The sequence below is a fragment of the Paenibacillus sp. MMO-58 genome (genome assembly GCF_037146255.1).
Taxonomy (GTDB): domain Bacteria; phylum Bacillota; class Bacilli; order Paenibacillales; family Paenibacillaceae; genus Pristimantibacillus.
Map to the genome: position 1 here is coordinate 354,477 of NZ_JBBCVY010000002.1, position 11,787 is coordinate 366,263.

Below are 11,787 nucleotides of genomic sequence, written 5' to 3' on the forward strand. Positions count from 1 at the left end.
ATGACTGTAATATCCTTATATTTTATAAGTATACATTCCTCACTATAATATGAATATACTATCATTGAATTTTAGGAGATGAAAATATTGCGAGCCAAACTTAATTATCAGCCACCTGCAAACGGCTATCCGGAATGGAATAATAACCCTGAAATCTTCCAAATCAACCGTCTTCCTGCACACGCTTCCATGATGTCATTCAGCTCTGTGGAAGAAGCTCTGATTGGCGATAAAACGGGTTCGGAACGTTATTTGTCCTTAAACGGGGTTTGGAAATTCGCCTTTGCCGAGACGCCGGATCAGCGCATTCAGAACTTCTACCAATCGGATTACGATGCCAGCAGCTGGACCGACATGCCCGTTCCATCCCATTGGCAGTTCCACGGCTTCGATTATCCGCAATATACGAATATCCGTTATCCATGGATCGAATCGGAGCCGGAATTGCAGCCGCCTTTTGCTCCGACCAAATACAATCCGGTTGGTTCCTATATCCGAAGCTTTCAGGTTCCGGAATCCTGGAACGGCCAACCGGTATACCTTAGCTTCCAAGGCGTTGAATCTGCATTCTACGTCTGGGTGAACGGCGAGCTGGTTGGCTATAGCGAGGACACCTTTACCCCGTCCGAATTTGATATTACTCCTTATTTAACGGGCGGCGAGAACAAGCTGGCCGTGGAAGTGTACCGGTGGTGCGACGCGAGCTGGCTGGAGGATCAGGACTTCTGGCGTCTTAGCGGTATTTTCCGCGATGTGTATATATACTCGAAACCAAAGGTGAATATCTCGGACTTCTTTGCGCGTACCAACCTGGATGATCAGTACCGAAATGCCGAATTAGCTATTAACGTCACTCTCGAAAATTACTTTAATGAAGCAGCGGACGGCATCCGCGTTGAAGCCCAACTGTACGATGCCAACCAGCAGGCCGTATGGAAGGAACCAGTGGCAGTTACCCATTCTTTCGCAAGCGACGGCGAGCATCGGCTATCGCTGTCCGGATACGTGGAGAACCCGCTCAAATGGAGCTCCGAAGCTCCTCATTTATATACGCTGGTGTTATCGCTCAAGGACGATGCGGGCCTTATCGAAACGCATAGCAGCAAGGTGGGCTTCCGAACATTCGAGATCAAGGACGGATTGATGCGGATTAACGGCAAACGGATTATTTTCAAAGGCGCAAACCGCCATGAATTTTCCTGCGATACCGGCCGGGCATTGTCCAAAGAGGATATGCTCCGGGATATCAAGCTTATGAAGACCCATAATATTAATGCGGTCCGTACCTCCCACTACCCGAATCAATCGGTCTGGTACGAACTATGCGATGAATACGGCTTATACGTCATTGATGAAACGAATCTGGAAACGCACGGTTCCTGGACCTTCGGTCAGCAGGATTTGCCTGCGCACACGGTTCCGGGCAGCCACCCGGAGTGGAGAGCCAACGTGCTGGATCGCTGCAATTCGATGTACCAGCGGGACAAGAATCATCCTTCGGTTGTCATCTGGTCGCTTGGCAATGAATCCTTTGGCGGCGATAACTTTATCGCTATGCATGATTATCTGAAGGAAGCCGACCCTACTAGACTTGTGCATTACGAAGGCGTGTTCCATTACCGCCCTTCGGAAGCTGCGTCGGATATCGAATCCACGATGTATGTTCGTCCTAACGAAGTGGAGCAATATGCCCTGCATAATCCGAAAAAACCTTATATCCTGTGCGAATATTCCCATGCGATGGGCAACTCTTGCGGCGGGCTTCATAAATACGCGGAGCTGTTTGATAAGTACGAGATTTTGCAGGGCGGATTTATCTGGGATTGGGTAGATCAGGCGATCCGGACCAAAACAGCTGACGGCGTGGAATATCTGGCCTATGGCGGCGACTTCGGCGAATCACCGCATGACGGCAACTTCAGCGGCAACGGCCTCCTGTTTGCTGACCGGACCGTTACTCCAAAGCTGCATGAAGTGAAAAAATGCTACCAGAACATTTCGATTTCGGATATCAATGTTACGGCTCAAACGATTCGCGTAACGAATAAAAACTTGTTTACGGATCTTGGCGTTTACGATATGAAATGGGAAATTCAACATGAAGGTAAAACCGTTCAGAAGGATGTTCTTAAAGTGTCACTGGCACCAGGCGAGACGACGGAGGTAACGGTACCTTACAGCCCTTCGTTCTGCGAGCAAGAAGCGGTTCTGACTATTTCCTTCGTTATTCCGGAGGAATCGAAATGGGCGGAAGCCGGTCATGAAATCGCTTGGGAGCAGTTTATTTTATCGCCGCGCGTGGTGGAGGTTTACAGCAACGTTACCGATACCGTTCATGCTCCTCTGCAGTTCAATGAAGAACCCGAGTCGCTGCAAATAAGTAACAACGTATTGTCGGTTACCTTTAACCGTCTGACTGGCGATATCGTATCTTATCGCTCCGGAAACAAAGAGAATCTGCTTGAACCGATTCGTCCTAACTTCTGGCGTGCAGCTACCGATAATGACTTCGGAAACAAAATGCCGGAGCGCTGCTCGATTTGGAAGGATGCAGGAAGCACCAAGCAGCTTATTCAGTTTACTTGGACCGCGGCACAAGACCGCTGCCATGTCACAACCGTACACCAGCTGGCAACAAATCCTGTATCTTTGCTTACAATCAGCTATACGGTTCATTCCAACGGCTCGATTAATATTCATGAGCAGTTGCTGCCTGGCGGCGACAAGCTGCCTGAAATTCCGGAATTCGGCATGATGCTTGTTCTTGACGGCAGTCTGGATACTATCTCCTGGTATGGCTTAGGGCCGCAGGATAATTACTGGGATCGTAAAACCGGCGCTAAATTAGGTCAATACAGCGGTATGGTAAAGGACCAATTTGTCCCTTACCTGCGACCTCAGGAATGCGGCAATAAGACCGATGTCCGTTATGCAGAGCTTACAAAGGGCGCCGATGGAAACGGTCTTCGCTTTGACAGCGGTGCATTAATGGAGGTCAATGCCCTTCCATGGACCCCGGATGAGCTTGAAGCAAGCGACCACCCGTACAAACTGCCTGTCTCGTCCAAAACGGTCGTACGCGTAAACGACAAACAAATGGGCGTTGGCGGCGATGACAGCTGGGGTGCTCCTATTCATCCGGATTATAAGCTATTCGCTAACCGGGCTTACAGCTTATCGTTCACCCTTTCTTTGATCTAAACAAGAAAACAAGACCATCCTGGCTTCAGGATGGTCTTGTTTTCTATTGAGAGATTAGTTCGATTAATTGGGACGGGGTCCTGAGCTTTGGAAACTCCGTCCATTTCCCCGCTCTTTCTTCGGGAAGAAACCAGGTCGCATGGTAAGCCTGCAGCCCGGAGCTTGACGCGCCGGACAATTCATCAGAGCCTCCATCGCCAATAAATAAGGAGTCGGTCGGCGACACTCCCATTCGTTCACAGGCTAGCTGGTAGATATGCGGCTCAGGCTTGGCGGTATTTACCGCGTAAGAGAAAATCACGTCATCAAAGTAAGCGGCTAGTTCGCTGGTTTCCCATGAATATACCTCTTCCGGCGCACAATTGCTAATCAGACATCGTTTAATTCCAGACGAGCGAAGCTGCTCAAGCATGTCCAGAATAGCCGGGTCTATCCGGTTAAACGGAATAGATTTGGAAGCAATCCGTTCTTTGTGAATGTTATCGATGATTTCTTCGGCTGCTTCATGTCCAAGCGTACTCAGAATATCTCTTAATACGGAAGGGAAATCCGGAAAAGTCCCGTTCATCCTCCGCTCTTGCCTCTTTTTCCACTCTTGCTCGAACAGATGGGTATCAACCCCCAACTGCCCGACAAAATGATTCGAACGCGGCGCTTTCCGTACGCCGTTCTCAAACTCGGTAATTAAAGTCTCGAACAAATCAAAGAATACGGCTTGAACTTTCAACAGGATCCCTCCAGGTTGGTGTGGTACACGGGAGACAAATATTTTAAGCCAATTTTATTTAGATGCAACAGGCGTTTTTCCAATTCTAGCAATATAGGAAGCGAAACCGTTGCTTTATTAGGAGGTAAAAGATCACGGACAAACAACAATAGCTCTTGAGTAGACAATCTCGAAGTCTCATTAATCGTCAGACCATTTATCGTAACAGACAAGCATTCCTTGTCGTAATGACTGCTTTGGCTGCAATCCGGGCAACGAACCGGACCCGAAAAATAGTCAATAGCTTTTAGATTGCCTTTGCTTGTTGTGCCGGAATCTCTCAGAAACTTTACATCGTTCACGCAGCCTCTGTAGAAGCCCTGTTTGAGTTTAGATTTGTGTTTATAAGTTAGGAGCTCTTTCTTATAACCGTACAATAAAATCTCGATAAAGAGAGGATCTTGCTCTGTCAACGGACGATCATAGCAGATGCCCAGTACCTCGGCCAATTGCTTAATCATTTCGACCGGTCCGCAATTTGTGCCTGCCCATAATAGTACGGCTCCGCGCTTAAGCGACAGCTCGGAGGCAATCATGCGGCGGGGGTCAATGTCTATCATTGCCGGACTGCCGCCGCATGTCGAGCACTCTCCATTTGTTTTCCGTTCTGAGAATTGGTCCGCTTCCCATCTACTGCCGTCATCCGTTAGATTCCCGCTCCAAGCATATAATTGCTTTAGTCTTTCCTGCACACTTGTGATTATGGCAATTAGAGAACTGCGAGGATTAAACTTTTCCGTTGCTATCATGTTTTGCTGCATGCTCAGCGCCGCCATCCTCCCTAATATTGGAAATAACATCTACCACCAACTATAACGAATTCCAGCCTTCCTATCAATCATTCGATATGCTAGTATAGCGAAAAAGAATGCGTTCTTACTTCATTAAGGAGGCTCAGCAAATATGTCTACATTCCGTTTCTCGCCTTATAGCGTTGCGATCATTACGCCTTTCCGTCAGGATGACACGATTGACGAACAAGGAATCCATCACATGGTTCAATATTACGCGGAACAACAGGTTCCTGCCCTGCTAGTTGGAGGCTCAACCGGAGAGCAGCACTCCTTGTCCTTGGAGGAGAGAAACCTTCTCTATCAACGGACCAGGCAAGCCGCTCCTGGAGATATTTCTTTGTACGCGGGAGTAGCGGCGATCCGGACGCGTGACGCGGTCCGGCTGGCGACGGAGGCTGAAAAAGCCGGACATGCGGCCATTATGCTGGGCTTTCCGCCTTATGTCCGCCCAAGCCAACGTGAAGCCGCTTTATATGTTGAAGCGGTATGCTCAGCGACGGCGCTGCCCGTGATGCTCTACAATAATCCGGTACGAACGGGATTTAATCTGGAGCCTCAAACCTTAATAGCCCTGGCTAAGAAGTTCCCTCAAATTAAAGCGCTAAAAGAAGCCGGCAATCCGGACGTTGTCAAATGCGTTACCGAGGAGCTTGGAGAAGATTTTCAAGTGTTGTCCGGAATCGACGCTACCATTGCAGATTATTTCGCAAAAGGTTATAACGGCCTGACGAGCGTCGCAGGCAGCCTCTTCCCTACAGAAATGAAAGAAATCGTTAGTCGGTTAGGCTCAGGGCAACAGGCAGAAGCTTCGTTAAAACTTGAAATCGTTCAGCCTAAGCTGAAGCTGCTAGGGGACATTGGTTGGGTGAGAGTCATCCGTCACCACCTTGTTGCCCAAGGAATCATCGCCGGCGGTTTCCGCGAACCTCTTACCCCTCTAACCGCGGAGGAAGAAGCAGCCGTACGTACCGTCTTGCAGTAAAACATGAAGGCGCCTTGCAATTGGATTGCAAAGGCGCCTTCTCCATTCTATTCTATTATGCGGTACAGCTTATTCTCCCAGCCTTCTTGGCGGACGGGATGCTCATGCTGCAGCCAGAGGACCATCGTGCCCCGGGAACGGTTATTCCAGTATGGATACGGAACCGCCGTAATCGGACGGCCGTACGCATCCGTTGTCCGGATAATAACGGCGCCGTCGAAGAAGCTCGCGTCATGCTCCGTTTCGAATACTGGCTGAAGCGGGAGCTTGCGGTCCATATGATTCTCTCGCAGCGCTTCGCGGGTATAGAGAATGCTGCCGTTTTCCACTTTTTCATTATCAACCGACTCCAGACAATACAGCACAGGTCCGCGCCGGATGGCCGCTTTGTCCGCATGCGTCGTTACATTCGGATGAACCTCTACCAAATGAACGGGCATATCCAGTTCAAGCTGAATCCGGTCCCCCGGTGACCATACCCGGTGCAAGACGGCATAACCATTTTCCAGCTCAAAGCCGGCTGCCTGCTCGTTCACGAGGATCGTATATTGTCCGCACCATTCCGGAATGCGCAGCCTCATGTCAAACTCGGCATCCCGCTCCGGCGTAACCGCAATTCCAACTGCTCCTGACCATGGATAATTCGTCTGCTGCTTAACCGATACAGGTACATCCCCGATAAGTAATTCGCTTTCGCTTCCGACGTACAGATTGACGAACGCTCCCTTGCCGTCAAAGGCGTAAATATAGGAAGCCAGCTCAGGCAAAAGCTTTATGATCATCGGCGGGCAGCAAGGGCAGCTATGCCATTCCCAGCGGTTATGGCCGCCTTTGCTGACCAGCGGATTCTCGTAGAAGTATTTATGACCGTCCATCGAACGTCCAGCCAGTACGATATTGTAGATAATCGTCTCCAGCTTATCGATATAGCGGCTTTCTCCGGTAGCAAGGAACAGATTCCAGCTGAAAAAGCCCATGCCAACGCCGGCGCAAGTCTCCAAATAACCGTTATCCGGCAATTCATAGTTTGCGCCAAACTTCTCGTCATGATGAACCGCGCCAACACCGCCGGTAATATGCGATTTCTGGTACGAAATATTATCCCATAGCTTCTTTGCGGTCTCCAAGTAAGGCATTTCACCCGTGCATAAATAGAGAGCCGTCAGACCCGTGTACAACAACGTCGCGCGTACCGCATGCCCGACCGCTTCCTCCTGCTCCAGCACCGGCTTATGATCCTGCGCATATTCCCCGCCATGCGAATGTCTGCCTTCCTGATTGCCCCGGTTGTGAATCCAGAACGCAGCAAGCTCCAGATAATGGGAAGCAACAAAAGGCACCTTCATCACCGTGCCAAGCTCCGGTTCATCCAAAGCCAGCTGATACAGCTTCAGAACCGCCTCCTCCGGCAGCGAGTGGGCCGGGACGATGTTCCGTTTTGGCGGAGGCCCCATCATGCCGCTCATATGATTGGCATATTGAACCGCTGCTTTGAGCAGGGTTGTTTTGCCCGTTGCTTTATAATGATGAACGGCTGCTTCAATCAGGCAGCCCGCATTATAGACATCATGCTGCCATCTTAAGAAACCGCCATTCTCGCCCCAGCGCTGGCCGGGACGATCCAGCTGCGTATACGTGTTCAGGTATCCGTCGCCGCCAGCTTCTTGGGCTCGGACGATTTTCTCGATAATCTCGTCGACTCTAACATCCAAACGCTCATCCTGAGATACGGCTAGAATATCGGAGATCCCGCGGATGGTTTCATAGACGAGTCCGTCGAACCAAGGCTCCCCGGAATGGAATCCGCAGGTTCCCTCCGCCACAAACTCAAAATTCCGCATAGCTCCGTCATTCTCGAATTTATGAAGCACATCATAAGCGGTTACTTCATGCAGCACCTTTAATTTCGGCTCCCAAAATGCATCCTGGATGCGGACGGCTTGAATGGGCATGTTGTGCACCGTCTGATACTTGTAGGTTGTTGGTTTCTTATTAAGCTGGGTTGCTTTGGAAGTCACGCTTGGACACCCCTTCGCATGAAATGGAATTGTATTCATACCGCAAGCAAATCATTTAAAGCTTGACCAACGGTGTCAGCCCGATGGGTGGCCGTTGTCAGCACTGTATCGTGGGAATGGGACATGGCAAAGCTGCGGGAGCAAATGCGGAACATTGCCAAATCATTAAACGAATCGCCGATGCATGCCGTCTCTTCCCTGCGGATATCTAATAATTGAATTAAAGCTCCAACAGCCGCGCCTTTATCTACGCCGCCGGGCATGACATCAATGCCGTCGGGGTCGGAGAACGATGCCGTAATCCGGTCTGCGAACCGCTCATCCAAAGTCTCAAGCATCTGCTCCAGCAGCGGAACTTCGCCATAGATGGAAAACTTCGTGACCGGCATTCCGTTTGCCATATCTTCAATGACTTGGCGGCGCTCGATTAACGGCTTCAGGAAGCGTATGCCTACACGCTCCGTCACTGCCGTTTGCCTGGCAACGTAATTACCCTCGCTGCCGCAAATAACGGTAACCAGATTGGCCGGCGCTGTCAGCTGCTGCACGGCAAGCGCCAGATCAGCCTGGAACGTGCTGGCCCGAATAACGGTTCCATCCTGGTCCACAATGGTTGCCCCGTTCTGGCAAACCGCGTAACACGGTACGCCAAGCAGCTCCATAACAACCTTGATCTCCTCATGCATCCGTCCGGAAGCCAGACAGATATGGACGCCCTGCCGGTGAGCCAAGCGGATGGCGTCGATATCCTCCTTGTGAATCTGTTTGTTTCTGTCCATCAAAGTGCCGTCAATATCCGATACAAAGAGCTTAATCAACGTTCATCCACCTCTTCGCCTTTTTACTTCTCCACGCGTACCCGACGTCCAAGTTCATAGGATTGAATCGCCGCTTCGGCGATTAACAACGCCCGGTAACCCGCCGAGGCATGAACCGGAGGCGCTTCGCCGTTACGCAAAGCCTGAAGCAGCGCTTCAATATGGTTATCAAATGTACGGTGAAAATCGCGGTCCGCATCGTTGAAATAACCGGCTTCCCAGCTTTCCCCGACCTCATTGCCTGCGGCATGGAACGTATATTTCTTCACCGTGTCCTGAATGACGCAGCGGCCAAGCGAGCCGTTAATCTCGACACGGTGCGTATCCGGGTAGGCATAGGAAGAATCATAGCTTCCGACAAGGCTGCCCACTGCTCCGTTCTCGAACCGCAAGGCAAGCGACAATGTCCGATAGCCGCCGCCCGTCTTATCCGTCATTTCCGCCATAACCGATTCAACCGGTCCGCATAAATATTCCAGCATATCAAAACCATGACACTGCGTTTCGATGAGATTGGCATGCGGATGATCGCTGCTTCCTTCTCCTCCAAAGCGCCAGGTTGCGAAGGAAAGCTCGCCGAGCTTTCCTCCCTGAATGGCAGCATGCGCCAGTTGTACCGGCTTGGCGAACCGGTGGTTGAAGTTGATAGCGAAAAATACATTCCGTTTAACCGCTTCATTAATAAGAATGTCAGCTTCCTTCAAACTGAACACCAACGGCTTCTCGACCAATAACGGATAACCCGACTGGATTACCTCCAACGTAGCTTCGAAATGCCCCTGATTCGGCAGGCACATGCTGATCAAATCCGGCGTTTCTTTTTCGAGCATATCGGCAATCCGCGTATACGCTTTTGTACCGAACAACTCCGCTTTTTCCTCTGTCCGGGCAGCCTTTCTTCCCACGATAGCGCAGAAGTCCACATCCGGTCTTGCTTCCCAGATCCGTGCATGCTGCAAGCCCCAGCTGCCCGCCGATTGGAAGCCTTCCGCTCTTCCTCGGCTGCTTACTGCTCCCCCTGCTCCGATTAAGGCTACCTTCAGCTTTTTGTCCGCATTGTTCATTGTTCGATTAACACCTTTCCGGTATTGCCTTGGAAGAACAGCTCGTAAGCTTCCTGAATTTGATCAAGGCCGTATCGATGCGTAATAATCTGCTGCAAGTAAGGAAGATGCCTAAGAATAAGGGCATGATTCTCCGCCAGCTCGTTATATTGGAAATATTCGCTTCCGAGCACCGCGCGTTCAGGAGCAATCAGATCATTCGATACGCCGAGACTCAGTTCTTGCCCATGACCCACGCAGATCAGAACGCCTCGCTGGTTAAGCGCATCCAGGGAAGTGCGGCGACCGGATGTTTTGCCGCTTGTATCAATGGCAATATCCGCGCCTTCAAGACCGGCAGCCTTAATGACCTCCTGAACCGACTGATTCGCCAGCTGCACCGGAATAGCTCCCATCTTCTCCGCAAGCTCCAGACGATAATCGACGTAATCCATAATAAAGACCGGAGTTTCATCGCCAAGCAGCAGCTTCGCCATGGCAAGCACGCCAAGGCCGATAGGGCCTGCTCCCGCAATAAGAACGGACTGAATATCCGGATGAACCAGCTTTGCGCGCTTAATGGCGTGTCCTCCCGTTCCCATAATATCCAGAAGCATGGTTGCGTCAGCCAGCGGAATAGAGGAATCGATCGGGAAGAAGACGTTTTCATTAACAACGATATAAGGCGTATAACCGCCATCATGCGTGAAGCCGTAATCCGCTCTCTTATTCAGGCATTGGTTCGTGAAGCCCAGCTTGCAGCTGCGGCATTCCCCGCAGAAGTCCATCAGGAACACAACCCCAGGCGTCCCGATTGCCGTTGTAACGCCAACACCGGCACCAACGACAATACCCGCCGCTTCGTGACCGGGAACGGTAGTGCTTCCGTCATAGAACTGGCTGCGGTCCGAGCCGCAAAGAGCGTTCGCTTTTACCTGCAGCAGCAGCTGTCCTTTACCCGGTACGGGTACCGGCTTCTCGCCGTATTCGATTTTACCTTGGCCTACAAAAAGCGGAATGTTCATCGTTTGTGGTACATGGATTACTTGACTCATCTTCTTCCATCTCCTTAACCGTTCACATTATCGTTCATGTATTGGGGTAAAAAGGGCCGCATCCAACCTGCAATTATCTGGTGCTTTCCCTTAAGACCAGCTTGGTATCGATAATCTCGTTAAACTTCTGCTTCGAATCCGGATGATTGATCTTGTGCAGGACAATATCGACGGCCCGTTTGGACATTTTGCCCTTGGAATTGCTGACCGAGGACAGCTGGAACGGAATAAAAATCCGCGACTGGATATTATCGAAGCCGATAACCGAATAATCTTCCGGCACTTTGAAGCTATGCTTACTTAATACATATGCCGCTTCCCAGGCAATTACATCATTGAAGGCAAAGATCCCGGTAAACGCCGTCTGCTGCTCGATAAGCTGCTTCATAACCTGCCTTGTATCTCCCGCGGAAGCCCCAACCTCGATAATGAGCTCCTCGAGTACCGGCAAGCCCGCTTCCTCATGCGCCCGCTTATAGCCTTCAAGCCGCTCCTGGGCACTGGAAATCCGGATGGGACCGTTCAGGAACAACACTCTCTTATGTCCGCTGTCGATCAAATGTTTGGTTGCGAGATATCCGCCTTTCTCATCATTGCAGATCACGTAATCGAATTCCGGCTCATCCTTGAACCTTCTGCCAATCAGCACGAACGGCACGCCGTTCTTCTGCAGAAACCGGATGTTATCGGCTCCGCGCTGGGAAGGACAGATGATGATCGCATCCACATTTTTGCCGATAGCGGTGTAGATGGCCCTCTCTTCCATCTCGTAATCATCTTCCGTGTTAATGACAAAGATCGTGTAATGATGCTTGCGCGCCGACTTCTCGATTTCCTTCACCATAATGCCGAAGTGCGGGTTGGCTACATCACTGACGATAACCGCTATCGTGCGGGTCAGCCCCGAACGGAGCGAACCGGCAAGCGCGTTGCCGACATAACCCATTTCCTTTGCTAAATCCTTAATCATCTGCCGGGTGGAGGCTGCGATATCCTCTTTGTCCTTCAGAGCTCTTGAGATGGTGTTGACCGAAAGTCCGGCTTTGACGGCCAGATCCTTCAGTGTCACTTTCCTGCCTTCCATGCTTTCTCCCCCAGCTACTAGAATGT

The 11,787-nt window shown here is 50.7% G+C and carries 9 protein-coding genes; 2 read left to right on the forward strand and 7 right to left on the reverse strand.

The window, feature by feature from the left end:
* Positions 1–87 precede the first annotated feature (87 nt).
* Positions 88–3,201 carry a glycoside hydrolase family 2 TIM barrel-domain containing protein gene (locus tag WFJ73_RS07510; protein ID WP_336772451.1) on the forward strand — a complete coding sequence of 1,038 codons (3,114 nt, stop codon included), beginning with the start codon at positions 88–90 and terminating at the stop codon, positions 3,199–3,201.
* A 43-nt stretch (positions 3,202–3,244) separates the two neighbouring features.
* Here WFJ73_RS07510 and WFJ73_RS07515 read toward each other — a convergent pair whose 3' ends face one another.
* Positions 3,245–3,928, reverse strand: coding sequence for an HAD family hydrolase (locus WFJ73_RS07515; protein WP_336772452.1), 684 nt, complete (start codon positions 3,926–3,928; stop codon positions 3,245–3,247).
* Positions 3,925–4,743 (reverse strand): hypothetical protein, encoded by an 819-nt coding sequence (locus tag WFJ73_RS07520; RefSeq protein ID WP_336772453.1) that lies wholly within the window; start codon positions 4,741–4,743, stop codon positions 3,925–3,927. The genes WFJ73_RS07515 and WFJ73_RS07520 overlap by 4 nt, the downstream gene beginning before the upstream one ends.
* A gap of 127 nt (positions 4,744–4,870) precedes the next feature.
* Between WFJ73_RS07520 and WFJ73_RS07525 the strand changes: the two genes are divergently transcribed.
* The gene (locus WFJ73_RS07525; RefSeq protein ID WP_336772454.1) at positions 4,871–5,743 is read left to right on the forward strand and encodes a dihydrodipicolinate synthase family protein; all 873 of its coding nucleotides are present in this window, start codon (positions 4,871–4,873) and stop codon (positions 5,741–5,743) included.
* Positions 5,744–5,790: 47 nt separating this feature from the next.
* Here WFJ73_RS07525 and WFJ73_RS07530 read toward each other — a convergent pair whose 3' ends face one another.
* From WFJ73_RS07530 to WFJ73_RS07550, 5 genes are all read right to left on the reverse strand, one after another.
* Positions 5,791–7,761: a glycoside hydrolase family 127 protein gene (locus WFJ73_RS07530; RefSeq protein WP_336772455.1), complete on the reverse strand. Its 1,971-nt coding sequence runs from the start codon at positions 7,759–7,761 to the stop codon at positions 5,791–5,793.
* A gap of 35 nt (positions 7,762–7,796) precedes the next feature.
* On the reverse strand, positions 7,797–8,579 hold the full coding sequence (locus WFJ73_RS07535; protein ID WP_336772456.1) for an HAD family hydrolase: 783 nt from the start codon (positions 8,577–8,579) through the stop codon (positions 7,797–7,799).
* A gap of 23 nt (positions 8,580–8,602) precedes the next feature.
* On the reverse strand, positions 8,603–9,643 hold the full coding sequence (locus tag WFJ73_RS07540) for a Gfo/Idh/MocA family protein (RefSeq protein WP_336772457.1): 1,041 nt from the start codon (positions 9,641–9,643) through the stop codon (positions 8,603–8,605).
* Positions 9,640–10,677, reverse strand: coding sequence for a zinc-dependent alcohol dehydrogenase family protein (locus tag WFJ73_RS07545; protein ID WP_336772458.1), 1,038 nt, complete (start codon positions 10,675–10,677; stop codon positions 9,640–9,642). The genes WFJ73_RS07540 and WFJ73_RS07545 overlap by 4 nt, the downstream gene beginning before the upstream one ends.
* Before the next feature lie 73 nt (positions 10,678–10,750).
* Entirely contained in the window at positions 10,751–11,761 is a 1,011-nt protein-coding gene (locus WFJ73_RS07550) for a LacI family DNA-binding transcriptional regulator (protein WP_336772459.1), read from the reverse strand.
* Between the last annotated feature and the right edge of the window lie 26 nt (positions 11,762–11,787).